Here is a 19,943-nt window from a genome sequence, read left to right on the forward strand (position 1 = left end):
ATTACCCTTCCTTCTCGATAGTATCTAGGCATTCACGAAGTAACGTACCGTACTCGTACTTACCTGGACATACAAAGGTACACAATGCTAGATCTTCTTCATCCAGTTCAAGCGCACCCAGTGCTTGAGCACTGTCTGTGTCGCCGGCACATAGATCACGAAGCAGCAAAGTAGGCTCCATATCTAGAGGCATTACGCGTTCGTAGTTGCCAATTGGAACCATTGAACGATCACTACCATTGGTCGTCGTTGTCATATTGAACAACTGACCTTTGAATACGTGACCAAGGAAAGAGCGAGTTACCGAGAACTTATTCTTACCAGGCATTGCCCAGCCAAATAGTTCTTTTTCACGGCCTTCACGTAATACAGAAACCTGTTGATGGTAACGGCCAAGGTATGCGTGTGGACCAGTTGCATGTGTACCTGTTAGTACTGAACCAGAGATCACACGAACTTCGCCAGGCATCAGCTCGTTATCTGTTAGGTCATCTAAGCTTGCACCCATTACGGTACGAACTAGACGAGGGTTATTCACAACTGGGCCAGCTAGAGAAACAACACGATCTGTGCATAGCTCACCAGTTAGGAACAGCTTACCGAACGCGATAACGTCTTGGTAGTTGATGCTCCACGCCACATTCTCTGCATTTACTGGGTATAGGAAATGCATGTGGGTGCCAGCAAGACCTGCTGGGTGAGGGCCATCGAAGACGTGTTCTTCTACGTTAGACTGTGAAGAGCGTGGCAAGCTAGTGCCAGATTTACATACGTAAACCTTGCCTTCTGTCAGGGCTGAAAGAATGTCTAGACCAGCAATGAATGCTTCTTGTTGCTCATTAATGATCAACTCAGGCTTAGCTGCTAGTGGATTAGTATCCATTGCAGTTACGAAAATAGCCTTAGTAGAAGACTCGATTGCAGGAACCTTGCTAAACGGACGAGTACGTAAAGCGGTCCATAAGCCAGAGTCAACCAACTGAGTCTTGATCACTTCACGATCTAGACCTGAAAGTTGAGCGGCTTCGAACTTATCAAATGTCACCTGCTCTTCACCTGCCACTTCAATCACTACAGATTGAAGGACACGTTTAGCGCCACGGTTAACTTCGATCACTTTACCGGCTGCTGGTGCAGTAAATTTCACGCCTGGGTTCTTTTTATCTTCAAAAAGAACTTGCGCTTTTTTCACTTCATCACCAACGCGGACATGCATGGTAGGTCGCATGCCAACGTACTCTTCGCCAAGCAAGGCGACTTTTTTGATGGTCTTACCATCATTAATCACCTGGGATGGAGTTCCTGCGATAGGAAGATCCAAGCCCTTCTTTATTGTAATCATACGCACTTGCACTACTTTTATCGGGAAAAAGATTCTTTTGATTGCGTAACTTTTAGACACGACATCAGTGTCCGGTTTTGATGTTGTTTTAAACATCAAAATCGCAACATCCTATTAAAAATCTCGTCACAAGGAATACGCGAGATTTATCAGGTGCCGTAGTCTAGCATTTTTTAGGAACTTGATGCCATGATCAATCATTAGAATAGAGGGGTTATTTCGGTAGAATCAGGTCTAAAAGGTCAAAGAATAGTCATAACTTTGACCCATCGCACAAATGCCATATTCCATACATATCTTATGGAAAAGTGATATTCATCGCCTGAAATATTCTGCAATTTCCATTCATTTGTTGAAACACTGTTAACACATTTTTTAACCAGAATTTGTGCCACGTTAACGTCCCTAAAGAATGTAAAACGAAAAAAGATGGCCTTAAGCCACCTTTCTCTGCACCTTTATATCTTGCGTTTTTAGTGACCGCCACCCATACACATCGGGCTATCAGGGGCGCCATCTTGTTCACGCTTCCACTCTTCATCAGTGTATGTATGAATAGCTAATGCATGAATGTGGTTATCCAGTTCATCTGCCAAAATTTGATGAACTTGACGATGGCGCCCAATCAAACGCTGTCCCGCGAACGAATCACTCACAACAATCACTTTGAAATGACTCTCTGAGCCTGGTGGCACATTATGCATGTAGCTCTCATTAATGACTTTGAGATAGCTGGGTTGCAGCTCACTGTGTAGTTTCTTCTCTATGATTTCTTGGATCATATTCGTTCCTCATTGATGCGAATTCCATAAGTATATACCTAAGTAAAGCAGACATGCATCACTCAAACGTCACTCTCATTATTGACGCACTTTGTAGACATATTGTCTCAAGGCGCTCGACTCCATGAACATGCCTAGAGAGCAGTCATCACTGAACTCGTAAAATTTGACAGCTTTTTGTATCTCGACACGTCATCATTTGCGACAATAACACTTAATTTCTAAATCAACTTACATTTAGCTATGAAAACCGAACTGAACCTTCACGAGCGAAGCTTAACACTTCATCGTTTCCCAAAACGTAGTAACGAAACGCTACAAGCGTGGGATGCCGGTGATGAGTATCTTATTAATCATGTTGAAGAGCTTGCTTTGCCAGACAATCAAAACATCCTCGTGATTAATGACAGCTTTGGTGCCCTCTCCTGCTGGTTTTCGGAAAAGCACCATGTAACGCTAATGAGTGATTCATTCATCTCACATAAAGGTGCACAGCAAAATCTCGAGCAAAACCAGTGCAATAAAGTAGCGTTTGCCACCACGATGGACCTCGTTCCTGCCAATATTGATCTCGTCTTGCTGCAACTGCCCAAAAGTAACCGCCATCTAGTGTGGATACTAAGCCAATTAAGAAAGGCGCTACCGGCTTCCTGCCCCGTCATTGCAGTCAATAAAGCGAAAGACATTCATACTTCGACGCTAAAACTGTTTGAAAAATACTTAGGCGAAACAAAAACATCTTTGGCCTGGAAAAAGCACAGATTGGTGTTTTCTCAAGCAACAGTTGAGCCTCCGATTGAAGTGATGCCTTTCACGACTTGGCGCGTTGATGGCGAAGATATCGAACTCAAGAACATGCCAAATGTCTATTCAGGAGAAAGTTTAGATTTAGGTGCACGCTTTATGCTGCAGCACCTGCCTCAAGACCCTTCGATAGACAATGTCATCGACCTCGGCTGCGGCAATGGTGTTCTGTCTGTTAAATTTGGTCAGTTGAATCCAAATGCTCGGCTAACATGTGTTGATGAAAGTTTTATGGCGCTTGAATCAGCAAAACAGAACCTACGCGACAACCTTGGTGAAAATAGAGACATACAGTGCATAGCGAACAATTGCTTGGACGGTTTTAAACACAGTAGCAGCTCTATGGTTATGTGTAATCCACCGTTTCATCAACAACAGGCAATCACCGATCATATTGCTTGGCAAATGTTCTGCGATGCTAAACAAGTATTAAGTGAAAATGGCCGTTTACTGGTTATCGGAAATCGTCACCTCGGGTACGACGCAAAACTCAAACGTCTGTTTGGCGATAAAAATGTGAAACTTATCGCTTCCAACAATAAGTTTGTGATTTTACAGGCTACAAAAAATCCTGCTAAATTAAGCGCAAAATAAGCTTTAGCAAAATAGTTAAAAGGAATAATAAAATGAGAAAATTGGTACTTGCGGCTTCGGTTGCGTTGCTTGCTGCGTGTTCAGCCCCTCAACAACCTCAGCTGAACCTGATGCCAGAAAGCACATTGAGCACCAATCCAATTGTTCAAGGCAAGACTTACAGTTTGACCAGCAAAGATGTACGTGCAGCGCAGTACGTGGCGTTGGTGGATAACGGCCGTTCGAACATTCTTCCTCTTCATGCTAAACAGAATTTACGTATTGCGTTAGAAGAAGCATTAGAGAAGCAATTCTCATCTCAAGGTTTCCATGCGGATCTAAACAGCAACAACGCGATTGAATTGAGCGTTCAAGAAGCGTTGGTCAACGTGAAGCATTCGGTGATGGAAAATGAGATGGATGCTAAAGTTGTGCTGGAAATCACAGCAGAGACACCTGAGGGCAAGCTAGTTAAAACTTATACAGGTACAGCAAAGCGCTCTGGCACATTGAGTGCTTCTGATGCCGATATTGAAGAGACATTGAATGATGTGGTGACATTGACGCTTAAAGAGATTGCCAATGACCCTGAGCTTCGTCAATACATGCAGGAGCGTTTCTAATGTTACGCAAAGCGATTCTGTCTTTAGCATTACTCAGCTGCAGCGTTTGGGCTGGACCAAAAGTAGCGTTTGAAACGACACTTGGTTCATTTACGGTTGAGTTAAACGAAGAGAAAGCACCTATCACTGTCGCTAATTTTCTGAAATATGTAGAAGATGGGAGCTACGAAGGTACTATTTTTCATCGTATTATCCCAGGCTTCATGGCACAAGGTGGCGGCTTTAACCAAGATATGCAGATGGTGAAAACATACGCGCCAATCAAAAACGAAGGAAATAATGGTCTAAACAATGACCGTGCTACCATCGCCATGGCACGAACTAATGCACCAAACTCTGCAACTCGTCAGTTTTTCGTCAACTTAGTCGACAATGACTTTCTCAACTATGGCGCTCGACCACCAGGTTATGCTGTATTTGGTGAGGTTACCGAGGGGTTCGACGTTATCCAGAAAATGGCTCAGCAGCCGACCACAACAGTAGGCCGAATGCGTGATGTACCAGAGACGCAAATCGTCATCACCAAAGCTACACTACTTAAATAGCCAAAACGATAAGCCCTTTGAATAATCGAAGGGCTTTCTCTTTCAACGGCTTCATTTTATTGGATTGATTTATGTCTTCATTACCTTCCATCACTTGGTTGGAAACGGTAAAAAGTTACCTCGATAAACGACTCATGTGGGTTTTCATGCTGGGCTGCTCTAGCGGCTTTCCGTGGGTTCTTATCGGTTCAAACATGTCAGGTTGGCTAAAAGATGCCGGCTTGACCCTCTCCGCAATTGGCTATTTTGGTAGCGTTTTTGCGGTCTATGCGATCAACTTTCTGTGGGCACCTCTGGTTGACCGCGTGAAGCTGCCAGTCCTCTTTAGACTGCTGGGGCAAAGACGTAGCTGGATTTTCTTTTGCCAAAGTATCGTACTCGTCGCTACCCTATTTATTGCCGGCGTTAATCCAGCGGAAAACTTGGTGTTTGCGTCACTACTCGCCTTGTGCATCGCAACGGCTTCAGCGACACAAGACATCGCAATTGATGCTTTTCGTATTGATACTTTCCCAAAGTCAGAAGAGTCTAAACTGCCTCAAGCTTCTGCAATGGCGGTCATTGGCTGGTGGACAGGTTATTCACTACCGGGTTATTTAGCGTTTGTTAATGCTGACAGTGTCGGTTGGAATGGTGTGTACTACGGGATGGCGGTGATAGTCGGCATTCTAATGGTCTTTACGATTTTAGTCGGTGAACCGAAGACTCAACGCGAACAACTTCAGTCTGCCGCTGAACAACGCCACAAAGAAGTGGTTGGTTCAAAAGTCGTAGCTTGGTTTACCGTGACTGTTGTAGAACCTTTCCTTGATTTCTTTAATCGCAATGGCGTCCGTGTCGCGATTACTCTGTTGCTGTTCGTTTTCCTATTTAAAATTGGCGAAGCGTTTTTGGGCAGGATGTCGATCGCGTTCTATAAAGATATTGGTTTTAGCAATGAACAAATTGGCTATTACTCCAAACTGATCGGTTGGGGAGCCACCATCTTCTTTACTTTTGTCGGAAGCATGTTCAACGTTAGGTTTGGTATTGTACGTGGATTAATGATCGGCGGTATTGCTATGTCTGCCAGTAACTTGATGTTTGCTTGGATTGCTTCGGTAGGCCCAAACGAGCACTTGTACTTAGCCACGATTATTGTCGATAACTTTACGACTGCTTTCTCAACTGTCGCTTTTGTTTCATTTTTGACGATTCTAACCGGGCAAGCATTTTCGGCAACTCAGTATGCGTTGCTTGCCTCTCTAGGAAACTTCGGACGGACGACTCTTGCTTCTTTCAGTGGCGAGCTAGTGGATTATCTTAATGATTGGAGCACATTCTTCGTGCTTACCGCTGTCATGGTCGTGCCAAGCTTGATTATGTTGTACTCGCTACGACATTACTTTGATGCTCTATTGGAAAAAGCACGTCACAAACATTAACGAAACATATAAAAAACCACCGAATTCGGTGGTTTTTGTTTTGCGAGATATAAGATAAGAGGTCTATGGGTATAACCCTTTACCAAACATATTAAATATACGTGCCACGCCTTGAGTAAAGATCATCGGCTCAGTCAATACGGTTAAACACAAGCAGTCTTCTCCGGCCTTAGTGTAAGGGCTGTGCTTCACTGATGCGTCTCTAATCATCAAATCGCCTTCTTCATATTGGCCATCCTCGTCACTAAATCCACCATGTAGGATCAATGTAGACTCCAGGCCTTTGTGCGTATGTTGAGGAATTTGCACATCTTCCCCGATGTACATTAAGCTGACACGAGCGTCTTCCCCTAGGTCAATCTGAGCACTGAAAACCTTGCCTCCGTAACTTCTCCATGACCCTACGAGGTCAGAGAAACGCGCTAGAGTTTTAGGAAGAGCGAAACTTTTTCCTGCCACATTAACAGCAGCAGAGTCGTGGATCACGATATTATCAGTCGCTGGCTCCGCATTGATGATGTCATTAAACATGTCGTCAAATTCAGAAACATACTCAGAAGGTATGTCACTTACGATGTTCGCTTGACTTGCTTCGACTTGGCTCACATAAGCTCGGCACTTGGTGCATGTTTCTAAATGGGTTGCGACCACAAGACCAGAAACTGCATCAATGCTTCCCGAAGCGTATGCTTCTAACAAGCTGTTATCTGGGTGTTTGTTCATAGTTGCTCCGTATGCATTGAATGCCTTAGCTTTTCTACTGCAAGCCTCAGCCTAGATTTTACGGTACCGAGGGGTATATCAAATAATTCCGCGACCTGTTGATGAGGTAGCTCTTCAAGATATACCGCTTGTAAAACATCTCTCTGGTTTTTCGGTAATATATCTAAAAACTTAACCACCTGTTCTTTTAACATATCTTGTTCTGGTGAATAGTGATCAACAAGATCAGGTGGATAATACTCTGACGGCCAAATGTCATCAGAATGAATGTGTAATTCCTTGCCTTTCTGTTTTCTCAGCAAATCAAAACAAAGGTTTCGGATTATGGTATATATCCAAGTCGATAACGCGCTCTTTTCCCCATCATAGAGGTGCGCTTTCTGCCAAACTGTCGCCATGGTCTCTTGCACCATCTCCATAGCAACTTGCTCATTACCAACATGTTTGTAAGCGAATTGCTTCAGCTTGGGTGCGTAAAAACGGAATACAAAAGCGAACGCGTCTTTGTCTCGAGCCTTCACTTTATCCATGTAATCGTTCCAATCACTGCGCCCCAGTTTTTTCGGGCTATCACTCATCATAATCGGCCTTAATTTGTGGGAGGAGTTTCCTCCTCCCATTCTTCCTAATCGGTCACGTCATCGACCAACAAGTTGAAACCACCGTTGTTCCCATCATCAATGGCAACGACTTGGTACACAACACCGTTCATTACATTGACTGGTGCTGAGTCAACCGCAACAATACTTGGGTTACCAGCCACTGTTACCGTTACATAATATGTACCTTCAGCGACATATAATCCTTGTACGCTATCTTTATACGCAAAATTAGCAATAGTTGGATCACTTCCATCTATTCCTGCACTCGTAGTGAGGTAAATATCCACCATTTCCGCTATAGGATTAGCCGCCGCGTGTGTCACATTCAACGTCGCGCTAGTCGCCACAGCGCGTCTCATATCTTCAACAACCAGAGCTTCGATATCAATCGCAGGGCTAACAACACCGACTGCGTAAACACTGTAATCCATTCCACCCGCAACCATTAAACCGTCAACATCTATGATCGGATTAGTTGTTGTGCCATCCACGTAAACGTCAATATCGTAAGCGCCAGCAGCAAGATCCAAATAACCACGAATCTCTTTGAACGCTAAGTCGGCAAGAGGAGCGAAGGCCGCCCCGTTAACGTTAACATCGACGACTGGCGCTCCATCGACAAGGTGTCCGACTCTTACTTCAGCTTGGCTGCCCATATCTTCAATTATAGAAGAGCCCGAACCGTCCAACACCAAGAGTTTGACAGGTGACGTGCTATTCGAATCTCCTGTGCCGATAGCGGCAATCGTCAAGTTGGAATTAGCCGCAAGAGATACTGTGCCCGAGTCAAAAGCAACGCTGTCTCCTACGGCAAGTCGAACTTGATACTCACCAGCTGGGATGTTCAATACGTCGGTAGAAGCTTTGTAAGCAAGGTTAGTTATTGGAGTCGCGCTAGCAAGAGCAGCACCTGGCTCAGTGACATAAAGATCAACAGCAGGAACACCTGAAGCTGCATGAACAACTTGAACATCTAGACTATTGGCATCAGCCATTGAATCGGCGCTGCGAGTCACAACTAAAGGCTCAACTGGGTTTGGCGAACCATCGGCATCGCCAACAACGAACACGTTATAATTGAGGTCGGAATCAAGATCTAGTTCTGTTTTAGGTATTACGGTCGCGGTTTCATTACCTGGGAGCTGAACATCGACCTGAATCGAATTCATCCCCTCTCGCAATTTAACGTAGCCAGATCCCACACCATAATCAACATTCGTTAATGATGGTTTATCGTTGATCCACACATTTGCAAGCGGCGCATCAGAAGACGCGTGCACTGCTTGTAAATTGGAATACTCGATAGTGTCACTGTCGGAGCCACACGCCGCCAGTCCTAATGTCGCAACAATAGTTAGCGCAGCTTTATTAAATCCTTTCATATCCTTGCCTCTTTGTTAGTCGGGGCTTCTATGGCTTCTGTCAGAAATTGCAACGCAGAAATACAGTCCTCTGCGCCGACTAGCTGTTCGAACAGATTGCAGTCTAGGGGTAGTAACTCAAGCCAACGCTGAGTAACCCAAGCAGAGTCATCGTAAAAACGATGCTGGTAGAGGCTTCCAAGTTGAGGAAACTCTTCATAAACATGGGATAACTGCTGGCTTAAAAAGAATAAATCTGGTGAGTTGTCTAGATGTTGCCAATTGTCTAACCATTCAACCTCTGCATGACGTAAGCCATCCGCATCTGCACGGACGCGTTTGACAACAAAGCGTTGCTCACCAGCAACTGTAATACCAAGAAGGCCATCACTGAATGTTTCAAAATCAACGATCCTGACCAAAGTTCCGATAGATGAAACGTTACCCACGTCTTTAGGGTCACCTTCACTTCCTACTAGGCAAACTCCAAAACCCACATTTTGTAGGCTGCATTCCTTTACCATTCGCTTATATCGTGGCTCAAAAATGCGCAGATTCATTTTACCTTCAGGGAGTACAACTGAAGTGAGTGGGAATAACATGACTTCTTTCATTCAAACGTCCTCTTTGATTCACGGATACATACGAATCCCTTATCACTCCGATCACTAACGATTTATGTTGGTTAATCGACTGGCTTAAAAAGTCATAAAATCGCTTACGCAAACGATCTAAATCACATATTTACTGCAATTGAATGCAACAAACAAAAAGTTCCGTAAATAAAGATAATTTCGTGACACAACTCACCAAAAACGTTCAATTTTGCACCCTTTATCACTTTCATTTGGGATTTTTATCGCTATTATTCCCGCCAATTGGAAAGCGCAGCACAGATTGCGTGTTCTGAATCATTACAAACATAGAGAGTCCCCTTATGCGTAAATCACTTTTAGCTCTTAGCCTTCTAGCGGCTACTTCAGCTCCAGTTATGGCGGCAGATTACTCTGACGGCGATATCCACAAAAACGATTACAAGTGGATGCAGTTCAACTACATGTACTCAATTGATGAAATGCCACGAGTTAAAGGCGCTGACGACAACGCTCACGATTACCTAGAAATGGAATTTGGCGGTCGCTCTGGTATTTTCGACCTATACGGTTACGTAGACGTATTTAACCTAGCGACTAAAGATAACCAAGATAAGTCAATCGAGAACGGCGCTCCTGACAAGATGTTCATGAAATTTGCACCACGTATGTCTCTAGATGCAGTAACTGGTAAAGACCTATCTTTCGGTCCAGTTCAAGAGCTATACATTGCATCTCTAATGGAATGGGGTGGTAACAACGGTGGTGTAAACAACCAGAAAATCGGTTTAGGTTCTGATGTAATGGTTCCTTGGTTAGGTAAAATCGGCCTAAACCTGTACAGCACTTACGATGGCAACAACAAAGGTTGGAACGGTTTCCAAATCTCGACTAACTGGTTCAAACCATTCTACTTCTTCGACAATGGTTCATTCATTTCTTACCAAGGTTACATTGATTACCAATTCGGTATGGATGATGATGCTGGTAACAAATTTGGTACTACCGCGTCAAACGGTGGTGCAATGTTCAACGGCATTTACTGGCACTCAGATCGCTTCGCGGTTGGTTACGGCCTGAAAGCATACAAAGAAGTATATGGTGTAAAAGACGGTCTACAAGTCGCTCCAGGTGTTGAGCTAGAATCGACTGGTGTAAGCCACTACCTAGCTGTAACTTACAAGTTCTAATTGAACCACTAAGTTTGCTCAAAAATGGCGCCTTTCGGCGCCATTTTTATTTGCTTTCCTTTTTTCCCTCATTATCCTTGCAGCAAACCTTTTTAATGAGAGCGTTTGGTGAATATCCTTATCCTCGGTCCAGGTGCGGTGGGCTCACTCTGGGCAACAAAATTTAAGCTTGCTGGGCACAATGTTTCATTGTGGGGAAGAAGTTCTGAAAGCCAACAATCACTTCAGTTGGATGACACACCCGCAAACGTATTCAGTAATCAAGATATTTCCTCCGTAAATCAAGCGGACCTCATTTTGATCACGGTAAAAGCTTGGCAAGTGGAAGACGCCATTCAGCCTTTACTGCCTCATATCAATACAGACACGATTATCATGCTGATGCACAATGGTATGGGTACTGCCTCTGCCGTGGAGAAGGTTGTGCCAAACAATCCGATAGTGCTCGCAACAACGACGCACGGCGCATACAAACCAGATAACCAACACGTATTGCATACCGGTCACGGAACAACGCAAGCGGGTGGTTATAATGACAAAGGAATGCAGTGCACTTTTCTGCAAGATGTTATGCATAATGCCCTTCCAGAGGTCATTTGGAATCCACACATCCAATCTGCGTTATGGACTAAGTTAGCGATCAACTGCGCGATTAACCCACTGACTGCGATTCTCCAGTGTAAGAATGGTGAACTTGCGAAGCCCGAGTTTAAGATACAACTCGAAAGCATCACTCAAGAACTGGTTGAAGTAATGAGTAAAGAAGGTATTGCTATCGAGTTTCGCTCTCTTTTCGATACGGTAATGCAAGTGGTGAACGCCACAGCTGAGAACTATTCTTCAATGAGACAAGACGTATTCCATCAGCGTCGAACGGAAATTGATTTTATAACCGGATACTTGTTAAAGGCTGCCGAGAAACATCGCATCAATACGCCTGAGAATTTAAAACTTTACCAACGCATCAAACAAATAGAACAAAGCTGGACAGAACAATGAGTAAGAAAATCTTAGTGCCAATCGCTCCAGGCACCGAAGAAATGGAAGCCGTCACCGTTATCGACATGATGGTTCGCGCGGGTTATGACGTTACGGTAGCGAGTGCTGCTTTTGATGGCTCATTGACGATGAAAGCTTCTCGCGGAGTCACATTAACGGCAGATTGTAAGCTGGTCGATATCGCTGATGATGAGTTTGATGCCATAGCGCTTTCTGGTGGTGTTGGTGGTGCAGAAATTTTCCGTGATAGTACGGTGATGATAGAAATCCTTAAGCAGCACATCTACGAGGGAAAATTGGTCGCAGCTATCTGCGCAGCACCAGCGTTGGTATTGCAACACCATGATCTTTTCCCACAATCACTGATGACCTGTCACCCGAGCTTTCAGTCGCATATCCCGGTAGAGAAGTGGCGCAGTAAACGTGTGACCTTTGATATCAACCACAACCTGATCACTAGTCAAGGTCCGGGTACAGCTTTAGAGTTCGCGATGGAAGTAATCATTCAACTCTCAGGTAAAAAACACGCATGGTCAGTTGCTGAACCAATGATCCCTCTGCCTACTCTGCACTACCACAAGCTTGGTGAAGAATAATGTTTGACGTAAATGCTGTACGCGAGCAATTTCCTGCTCTAAACCAATCCGTCAACGATACGCCCTTAGTGTATCTAGATAGCGCAGCGACAACGCAAAAACCGCAATGTGTGATTAATGTCATCAGTCATTACTACAGTGCGCAAAATGCCAATGTTCACCGTGGCAGCCATAGTTTAACGGCTAATGCCACCAGCCAATTTGAAGCGGCACGAGAACGAGTGGCAAGCTTTATTGGTGCAAACAGCTCTAAAGAGATCATTTGGACACGGGGCGCAACCGAAGCACTGAACTTAATTGCTCAAACCTACGCCCGTAGCACGTTACAACCAGGTGATGAGATCTTGATTAGCGAGATGGAGCACCACGCCAACATCGTGCCCTGGCAAATCGTGGCAGAGCAAACGGGTGCTAAAGTCATTAAAGTTCCGATGACATCAGATTGCCAGTTCGACATCAGTGCATTTGAGGCGCTTCTGTCTGACCGCTGTAAACTTGTTGCTTGCACACAAATAACCAACGTAACAGGCACACGCCAACCTATCGAAAAAATCACTGAACTGGCGCACAACGTTGGCGCGGTTGTTGTAGTTGATGGCGCGCAAGGCATCGTACATGAGCAACTTGATTTATCGACATCAGATATCGATTTCTACGTTTTCTCAGGTCACAAACTTTATGCACCAGCAGGCATTGGGGTTTTATACGGCAAGCTTGAACTTTTGGAAGCCATGCCACCATGGCACGGCGGCGGTAAAATGGTTGAACGCGTTTCTTTCGAAAAAACGACGTTTTCTGCACTTCCTGGAAAATTTGAAGCGGGCACACCAAACGTTGCGGGCGCGATTGCTCTAGCGAAAGCCATTGAGTGGTACCAAGGTTTTGACCATCACGAAGTAGAGACTCATCTCCATGCGCTTCAGGATAAGGCCTACCAAGCACTAAGCGCTTTGGATGACATTCATATTCTAGGCTATCAACCGAATGCCTCTGTACTGACGTTCGTCATGGACGGCGTTCATCACCAAGATATTGCGACGCTGCTCGATCAACAAGGCATTGCGGTACGAGCAGGACACCACTGCGCTCACCCATTGATGGATGCGCTAAATGTGAAAGGCACGGTACGCGTCTCTTTTGGTATTTATAACACGACGAACGATGTGGAAAGACTCATCGCCGCCGTAGAAAAAGCCGTCGACATGCTATAACGCCAACGGTTTGATTTGGAGTAACCAACAAGGTTACTCCATCTGCCTATCCAGAGTCGCCACGCAATTTCTGCCATTTCTTTTCGCAGCATAAAGCGCTTTATCTGCATGCGCATACAAACGTTTGGTGGTTTCATTTCTGCCTATTTCCACCACGCCTACACTCACCGTGACCGGAATTTCAATCTTTTCAAATTCGAACTGACAATTTTGAATGTGGGAACGTACTTCCTCTCCTACCTCTTTCGCCGCCGACAGAGAAGTTTCTGGCAAAATAATCGCAAACTCCTCCCCTCCGACTCTTGCAAAAATTTCGTCTTTGACGAGTAAGTGAGAAACCAAATCAGCTAACGTCTCTAAGACATAATCCCCCGCATCATGACCACGTTTATCATTGATGACTTTAAAAAAATCCAAATCAAATAATAACAACGCGGAGTGATAATCCGGAGCTTGGGATTTAATAACTTCTTCTGTGAGCTTTTCGAAAAAGACACGTCGGTTGTAGATGTTGGTAAGAGCATCAATTTGGCTTTGATGGCGAAGAAGGGTTTCAACTCGGTGGCGATTGGAGATGTTGCGTGTAAGAATAAGGACAACGCGACGACCTCGGTATTTTATAGCGAGTGGGCAGATCTTGCCTTCGTAGTATAGGTCGCCTCTTGGCCCACTGTTAGCATCTATTCCCTGAATGCTGTCGGCGCACATCTTGTACTCGATCGTCACAATACTGTCTTGTTTCAGTGATCGACTGATCTGCTCGATAAACCAGTCGGCTTTATCTTTTTCAAGTACGCCGTGAAGTGTCTTACCTATCAAATTGCTTCCATCGTGATAGGCTTTTTTATCTGTTCCTCCAAAAACATCAATATAGATACCATCTTCACTCAGAATAAAAGTGGGGTCTGGCATTCCGGATAACACGTCTTGCGCATGTTCCAAGGTGAATTGCATATAGGGAGGTTCCTAGCATTTGTATCTAAGTAACCCAATCGCTTCCAAGTGTGTTTCCACATTGGGGAATAGGAGCGAATGGGGCATATGTCTATTATCTAATATAGACAAATTTTAAATACAATTGAGTTTATAAAAACCAAGTGGGCAATATAATGAACCAGGATCAATAGAATGGTTAATTAACGCTAAAATAGTCGACCATTTGCACACTTTTTATCCATATGCAAAAAATATCTCAACTCAGATACAAAAAACGCCAAACAGCTAGGCTCTTCGGCGTTTTTTAAGAATTGGGAAAATGACTCGTTACACGGCGGTTTGCTTAATCTGCTCTACAATAGCTTTCAAGCCATTACCACGTGACGGGCTTAAATGGGAGACAAGCCCCAGTTGTTCAAAATAAGCATCAATATCAAATGCTTGAATTTGATCGGCCGTTTTACCGTCATAAGCAGCCATCACCAAGGTAATCAATCCACGGACGATACGCGCATCGGAGTCCGCACAAAAATGCCAAACGCCATCTTGCTCTTTGCTCACTAACCACACCAAGCTTTCACAACCCGAAACGGTAACTTGTTCTGATTTCAGCTCTTCTGGCATTTGTGGCAGCTTTTTACCCCACTGAATAACCTGACGGTAACGATCTTCCCAGCCTTTAAATTGCTGCATAGTCGCTACAATGTCTTCGCTGGTGATATCTGTACCAAATGGAGAAACGGGAAAATCTGTCATGATGCGCTCTTCTTCTAGTTTACTGCTTATATTTTGAAATCAACTTCTCAACGATTCGCGATACCGCGACAAAGCCAAACGTTGCAGTTACGACAGTCGCCGCACCAAAACCGCTAGCGCAATCCATACGTTTTGGGCCTTCCGCTGTCGACTTCACACCACACACTGAACCGTCTGCTTGAGGATACTTCAGCTGCTCGGTTGAAAACACGCAATCAATACCAAACTTACGAGCCGGATTCTTAGGGAAGTTATGATGACGACGCAAGGTGTCTTTGATTTTCTTCGCAAGAGGATCTTGGATCGTTTTCGTTAAATCAGCGACCATGATCTGCGTTGGGTCAACCTGACCACCAGCGCCCCCCGTGGTGATCACTTTGATCTTGTTGCTGCGGCAATACGCCAACAAAGACGCCTTCGCTTTTACGCTGTCAATCGCATCTAGCACGTAATCAAACTCTTTGCTTAAGTACTCATGTTGATTGTCTGGCGTGATGAAATCATCAATCAGATTGACTTTACACTCTGGGTTGATCAATTTGACACGCTCGGCCATAACTTCAATTTTGCTTTGGCCAACGGTGCCCGTCATCGCATGAATTTGGCGGTTAATATTCGTGACACAAACATCATCCATATCAATCAGAGTCAACTCACCGATCCCAGTACGGGCCAGCGCTTCGACCGCCCATGAACCCACGCCACCAACACCAATAACACAAACGTGTGCAGCGCGAAGAATGTCCACTTCACTGTTGCCATAAAGACGACGAGTGCCGCCAAAGCGTTGATTGTAGCTGTCAGATGCTGGGGTATCGAGTTCACGCATATTGAAGTCCAGATGATCGATAGAAAAACAAAGAGTGCGATTTATACGCACTCTTTGATGAAATGTCTAGATAAGAGGCGGTTCCTCTTTCTTGGGTCGCTATTGTAGCTTTTCTGGCGGCAAAGCCCAAGGCGCTTGAGTTGGTGAGTTTTCCAGCCCAAGTTTCCAAACTCGACCAAAATGCTTGTAGTGCCCTGCTTCCGTTCCTGCTCTCGCACCAATGCCATGATACAGATCCAAATGGCTCTGTTTTACCGCACCACCAGTGTCTAAAACGATCAGCATTCGCAGTTGATGAGCACCGCTCCACGTACCATCCGCATTCAGCAATGGTACTTCCGCCAAGATTGGTGTGCCCATTGGTAAGATAGAACGGTCACCCGCGACCGCGGCCATTGGTAACAAAGGAATACCAGCCGATCCCGTTACTGGCGCTTCCGCTTTTGGCGCAAAGAAGACGTAAGAAGGGTTTTGCTCCAACAACTCGCGTACTGTTGCGTCGTCGTTGTCCATTACCCACTCTTTAATCGCTTTGAGAGACATTTTTTCACGCGGCACTTCACCACGTTCAATCAAAATGCGGCCAATACTAACGTAAGCTTTATTATTTTTCCCTGCGTACGCGAAGTACTCCAACGTATCATCATCTTCAAAATGCACATAGCCACTGCCCTGCACTTCCATCATAAACGGGTCAATACGGTTAGGCGCATAACCTAGCACTAAACCTTGGCCATCTAATGCCCCGTTGTAGATCTCCGCACGAGTCGGACAATCTGATGAGCAGTTTGGCTTGCCATAAACTGGGTACTTAAAAATGTCGTTTGGTGTATGACGCAGCTCCATCACGGGAGAAAAGTATCCGGTAAACAGCACATTACCTTTTTTATCACCACCACCCAATTGCGCGGCTTGAATGCCAAACGCACTCAACGCACTGGTATCTCCACTCTGTTGCGCCCACTCACTTAATCGTTGATATAGCGGTTGGTATATCTTCGCCATGGATGGTGACTTTATCACCACTTGCTCAGCTTGCTTGTTAAATTCAGTAAAATCGCGTGGTTTGTTAGACTCAACCACATCCACTTGATTGAGGATCTGAGGAAACTCACCATCAAGATATTGCTGAGCACGATCATTTTGTTGAGCACAGCCAAAGAGTAGGCTCAAAGAGATAATAGGAAGGAGTTTTTTTAACACGTGTCTTTTCCGTAAAAGAGAATAGCAAAAGGATGGCAAACAAATGCATACGGTGCAATTGAAAAGCAACGACAAAATGTTTCAACGCTAAGCCAATCCGTTTACTCGTTGTGAATTCATTCAGTTAATACAACATGATAGCAGCGGAAGAATTACGGAATTGTCCGGATTATGTTTGAAAGTAAGATTTACTGATTGAGAGATGAAATTGTGATCATCCATGTGACTCACAGACGCAAGAGATCTCTGCTTAACAGACAAAGATAAAAACGACTATCTTACCGCAATCCTTGCACGCCCCTCTAAACGGAATACAGGTAGATAATGTGCATTGGCATCCAGCTTCATTTCTGCATGCTGCTTACCCACAAAATTGAAGTGCCGCTCATTTGAACCCACTCGATACGAAAACGAATCCCCATCGAATTCAAAACTGGTCGCCACTGTAGAACCATTTACGGTAACACCGCGCTCACTCAACACAAATTCTTCACGAGCATAAGGCGCAACATCTTGCTCAACCCAGCGACCATAAATTGTCGATTTGGGAATGGGCGGATTAATGGTTCGAGTAATCAAATCACTATACAGCATGCACACGACAACGGTTCCAACTATCGCTATAAGCATGAGAGAACGCTCTAGCCACTTACGAAGCATTGATTTAGATGACGTTTTTGACAGATTGGAAGCAGTGATCGCAGCATTCTTATTAACAGCAGAAGACATGAGGTTCACGTATTGAGGAAAGACGCACCCATTGTAACCTTCCCTTTTAACGGGACCAAGAACCTACCTCAATATGTTTGTGCTTTATTCCAAAATTTCACCTTGCCACCAAATGAATAAAAAGGCATTATTTTAACATAATTAAACAAAGGAATGGCTGTAGTGAAAATTCGTAGTACTGCTCTCGTAAAAGGATTCCGTCAATCAACACCTTATGTCAATGCTCACCGCGGAAAAACCATGGTGATCATGCTGGGCGGAGAAGCCGTCGCACACAAAAATTTTGGCAACATTATTAATGATATCGCCCTCATGCACAGCCTCGGAATCAAAGTCGTGGTGGTGTATGGTGCACGTCCTCAAATTAATCAGCTGCTAGAAAAACAAGACCTCACTACGCCTTACCACAAAAATATCCGCATTACGGATGAATCGGCTTTATCTGTTGTTATGCAAGCTGCCGGACAACTTCAGCTTGCGATTACTGCGCGCCTATCAATGAGCCTCAACAATACTCCGATGGCAGGTACCCAGCTCAATGTCGTTAGCGGAAACTACATCATTGCCCAACCACTCGGCGTTGATGATGGTGTGGACTATTGCCATAGTGGACGTATTCGCCGCATTGACACCGACGCGATTAATCGCACGCTCGACCAAGGCTCTATTGTGCTACTTGGCCCCATTGCGAGCTCTGTGACTGGCGAGTGCTTCAATTTATTATCGGAAGAAGTCGCCACCCAACTAGCGATAAAGCTGGGTGCGGATAAGCTGATTGGTTTTTGCTCCGAACAAGGTGTCATTGATGACAACGGCAATGCTGTCGCCGAGTTACTGCCAATTGAAGCGGAGCATGTCATCAAAACACTCTCTGAAAATACGTCTCCTGACCTAGATTACAACACTGGGACACTGCGCTTTCTTAAAGGCTCTATTGCCGCTTGCCGTGCCGGAGTACCTCGTAGCCACTTGATCAGTTATAAAGTAGATGGCGCCTTAATTCAGGAGTTGTTCTCTTTCGACGGTATCGGTACCCAAGTTGTTATGGCGAGTGCTGAACAAGTGAGGCAAGCTAATATTGACGATATTGGCGGTATCTTAGACCTCATTCGCCCTTTAGAAGAACAAGGTGTACTCGTTAGGCGCTCTCGAGAGCAGCTAGAGCAAGAGATTGGAAAATTTACCATCATCGAAAAAGACGGCTTGATTATTGGCTGTGCTGCCCTTTATCCATACCCAGAAGAGCGCAAAGCTGAGATGGCTTGCGTAGCGATTCACCCTGACTATCGTGATGGAAACCGAGGTTTGTTACTGCTCAACTACATGAAACATCGTTCTAAATCCGAGACCATTGATCAAATTTTTGTCCTCACGACACACAGTTTGCATTGGTTTAGAGAGCAAGGTTTTTACGAAGTCAGTGTCGACTATTTGCCTGGAGCCAAACAAGGGTTATATAACTTCCAGCGTAAGTCCAAAATCTTAGCGTTAGATTTATAGCTTAACCTTAAATCAGGGAGCGAAACTTAACGTTCCACTATACCAACTAACCTCAAAGGGCAGGATTCAGTTCATTAACGCTCAACCCTGCACATCGAGCTTGTTTAGGAACGAGTTTGTTTAGGAGTAAGGCCACACATAAACCCTACTCCGGACTAGCGGGTCATCATGTAAACCCAACTTAGAAATGCGCAAACCATTGCTTGATTTTTGTTCCAATTTTATCTTTTAAATATACATTTGGTTGGCTATACTCTGCTCGCTAGTGATTGGTTTTTAACCAATACGAATGGATCTAGGTGATGTAATGTAGCCTTCACCCTAAAATACTGGGCAATTGAAAAACTAGTTAGCTCCGTATTGCACACCAAGGACAGTTGTTAATCTGACTTTAAATAAGCCGAGACGAGCACTGTTATGAGAACAATCATTTGTAATTCGCTTCAAAGCTTCTGGGATATGGCTGACAATCAGTTTTTAGAAGGCCTAGACGTCCACTGTGTTTTCCCCGTAAATGACGCTATCCGAGATTTTATTCTTGCTTATCAACAGCAATACAAAATACGCAGCGTGTCTTTTACCAATGCGTTTGCAAAACATGCATAAAAGAAGACCGAGCCAT

The 19,943-nt window shown here is 44.6% G+C and carries 21 protein-coding genes; 10 read left to right on the forward strand and 11 right to left on the reverse strand.

Annotated features, from left to right (window positions below; all coding sequences use genetic code 11):
• Position 1 precedes the first annotated feature (1 nt).
• Positions 2-1,342, reverse strand: coding sequence for a Na(+)-translocating NADH-quinone reductase subunit A (locus R7D93_RS11600; RefSeq protein ID WP_005380264.1), 1,341 nt, complete (start codon positions 1,340-1,342; stop codon positions 2-4).
• A 473-nt stretch (positions 1,343-1,815) separates the two neighbouring features.
• Positions 1,816-2,124 (reverse strand): transcriptional regulator BolA, encoded by a 309-nt coding sequence (gene bolA / locus R7D93_RS11605; protein ID WP_005380262.1) that lies wholly within the window; start codon positions 2,122-2,124, stop codon positions 1,816-1,818.
• 243 nt (positions 2,125-2,367) lie between these two features.
• On the opposite strand from bolA, the gene R7D93_RS11610 reads away from it, so the two are divergent.
• From R7D93_RS11610 to R7D93_RS11625, 4 genes are all read left to right on the forward strand, one after another.
• Positions 2,368-3,522: a methyltransferase gene (locus R7D93_RS11610; RefSeq protein ID WP_005385302.1), complete on the forward strand. Its 1,155-nt coding sequence runs from the start codon at positions 2,368-2,370 to the stop codon at positions 3,520-3,522.
• 32 nt (positions 3,523-3,554) lie between these two features.
• Positions 3,555-4,124 carry a YajG family lipoprotein gene (locus R7D93_RS11615; RefSeq protein WP_005380259.1) on the forward strand — a complete coding sequence of 190 codons (570 nt, stop codon included), beginning with the start codon at positions 3,555-3,557 and terminating at the stop codon, positions 4,122-4,124.
• Positions 4,124-4,669 carry a peptidylprolyl isomerase gene (locus R7D93_RS11620; RefSeq protein WP_005380258.1) on the forward strand — a complete coding sequence of 182 codons (546 nt, stop codon included), beginning with the start codon at positions 4,124-4,126 and terminating at the stop codon, positions 4,667-4,669. Before R7D93_RS11615 ends, R7D93_RS11620 begins: the two co-directional genes overlap by 1 nt.
• 71 nt (positions 4,670-4,740) lie before the next feature.
• On the forward strand, positions 4,741-6,093 hold the full coding sequence (locus tag R7D93_RS11625) for an AmpG family muropeptide MFS transporter (RefSeq protein ID WP_005380257.1): 1,353 nt from the start codon (positions 4,741-4,743) through the stop codon (positions 6,091-6,093).
• Positions 6,094-6,156: 63 nt separating this feature from the next.
• On the opposite strand, the gene R7D93_RS11630 is transcribed toward R7D93_RS11625, so the two are convergent.
• From R7D93_RS11630 to R7D93_RS11645, 4 genes are read right to left on the reverse strand one after another with little or no spacing between them, the layout of a single operon-like run.
• Positions 6,157-6,816 (reverse strand): ChrR family anti-sigma-E factor, encoded by a 660-nt coding sequence (locus R7D93_RS11630; protein WP_213868636.1) that lies wholly within the window; start codon positions 6,814-6,816, stop codon positions 6,157-6,159.
• Positions 6,813-7,397 (reverse strand): RNA polymerase sigma factor, encoded by a 585-nt coding sequence (locus R7D93_RS11635; RefSeq protein WP_005380255.1) that lies wholly within the window; start codon positions 7,395-7,397, stop codon positions 6,813-6,815. Before R7D93_RS11635 ends, R7D93_RS11630 begins: the two co-directional genes overlap by 4 nt.
• 44 nt (positions 7,398-7,441) lie before the next feature.
• Complete coding sequence (locus tag R7D93_RS11640) at positions 7,442-8,800, reverse strand: DUF4397 domain-containing protein (RefSeq protein ID WP_130545067.1); 1,359 nt, start codon at positions 8,798-8,800, stop codon at positions 7,442-7,444.
• The gene (locus R7D93_RS11645) at positions 8,797-9,393 is read right to left on the reverse strand and encodes an LON peptidase substrate-binding domain-containing protein (RefSeq protein WP_213868637.1); all 597 of its coding nucleotides are present in this window, start codon (positions 9,391-9,393) and stop codon (positions 8,797-8,799) included. The genes R7D93_RS11640 and R7D93_RS11645 overlap by 4 nt, the downstream gene beginning before the upstream one ends.
• Before the next feature lie 323 nt (positions 9,394-9,716).
• On the opposite strand from R7D93_RS11645, the gene R7D93_RS11650 reads away from it, so the two are divergent.
• From R7D93_RS11650 to csdA, 4 genes are all read left to right on the forward strand, one after another.
• Positions 9,717-10,562: an outer membrane protein OmpK gene (locus R7D93_RS11650; RefSeq protein ID WP_005391741.1), complete on the forward strand. Its 846-nt coding sequence runs from the start codon at positions 9,717-9,719 to the stop codon at positions 10,560-10,562.
• A 108-nt stretch (positions 10,563-10,670) separates the two neighbouring features.
• Positions 10,671-11,561 (forward strand): 2-dehydropantoate 2-reductase, encoded by an 891-nt coding sequence (gene panE / locus R7D93_RS11655; RefSeq protein ID WP_206949382.1) that lies wholly within the window; start codon positions 10,671-10,673, stop codon positions 11,559-11,561.
• Entirely contained in the window at positions 11,558-12,157 is a 600-nt protein-coding gene (locus R7D93_RS11660) for a DJ-1 family glyoxalase III (protein ID WP_213962822.1), read from the forward strand. The genes panE and R7D93_RS11660 overlap by 4 nt, the downstream gene beginning before the upstream one ends.
• Positions 12,157-13,368, forward strand: coding sequence for a cysteine desulfurase CsdA (csdA, locus tag R7D93_RS11665; protein ID WP_062730471.1), 1,212 nt, complete (start codon positions 12,157-12,159; stop codon positions 13,366-13,368). The genes R7D93_RS11660 and csdA overlap by 1 nt, the downstream gene beginning before the upstream one ends.
• A 33-nt stretch (positions 13,369-13,401) precedes the next feature.
• On the opposite strand, the gene R7D93_RS11670 is transcribed toward csdA, so the two are convergent.
• The 5 genes from R7D93_RS11670 to R7D93_RS11690 form a co-directional block, all read right to left on the reverse strand.
• Complete coding sequence (locus tag R7D93_RS11670; protein WP_025768228.1) at positions 13,402-14,322, reverse strand: GGDEF domain-containing protein; 921 nt, start codon at positions 14,320-14,322, stop codon at positions 13,402-13,404.
• Positions 14,323-14,631: 309 nt separating this feature from the next.
• Positions 14,632-15,060 carry a cysteine desulfurase sulfur acceptor subunit CsdE gene (gene csdE / locus R7D93_RS11675; protein WP_213968929.1) on the reverse strand — a complete coding sequence of 143 codons (429 nt, stop codon included), beginning with the start codon at positions 15,058-15,060 and terminating at the stop codon, positions 14,632-14,634.
• 19 nt (positions 15,061-15,079) lie between these two features.
• Positions 15,080-15,889, reverse strand: coding sequence for a tRNA cyclic N6-threonylcarbamoyladenosine(37) synthase TcdA (tcdA, locus tag R7D93_RS11680; RefSeq protein ID WP_225496628.1), 810 nt, complete (start codon positions 15,887-15,889; stop codon positions 15,080-15,082).
• A gap of 99 nt (positions 15,890-15,988) precedes the next feature.
• On the reverse strand, positions 15,989-17,092 hold the full coding sequence (gene mltA / locus R7D93_RS11685; RefSeq protein ID WP_225496631.1) for a murein transglycosylase A: 1,104 nt from the start codon (positions 17,090-17,092) through the stop codon (positions 15,989-15,991).
• 273 nt (positions 17,093-17,365) lie between these two features.
• Positions 17,366-17,821 carry a DUF2850 domain-containing protein gene (locus R7D93_RS11690; protein WP_005380234.1) on the reverse strand — a complete coding sequence of 152 codons (456 nt, stop codon included), beginning with the start codon at positions 17,819-17,821 and terminating at the stop codon, positions 17,366-17,368.
• 162 nt (positions 17,822-17,983) lie between these two features.
• Between R7D93_RS11690 and argA the strand changes: the two genes are divergently transcribed.
• Both argA and R7D93_RS11700 read left to right on the forward strand, forming a co-directional pair.
• On the forward strand, positions 17,984-19,321 hold the full coding sequence (argA, locus tag R7D93_RS11695; protein WP_012841478.1) for an amino-acid N-acetyltransferase: 1,338 nt from the start codon (positions 17,984-17,986) through the stop codon (positions 19,319-19,321).
• Positions 19,322-19,738: 417 nt separating this feature from the next.
• Entirely contained in the window at positions 19,739-19,927 is a 189-nt protein-coding gene (locus tag R7D93_RS11700; RefSeq protein WP_005380230.1) for a hypothetical protein, read from the forward strand.
• Positions 19,928-19,943 lie beyond the last annotated feature (16 nt).

The sequence above is a fragment of the Vibrio sp. YT-15 genome (assembly GCF_033337445.1).
GTDB classification, from domain to species: domain Bacteria; phylum Pseudomonadota; class Gammaproteobacteria; order Enterobacterales; family Vibrionaceae; genus Vibrio; species Vibrio alginolyticus.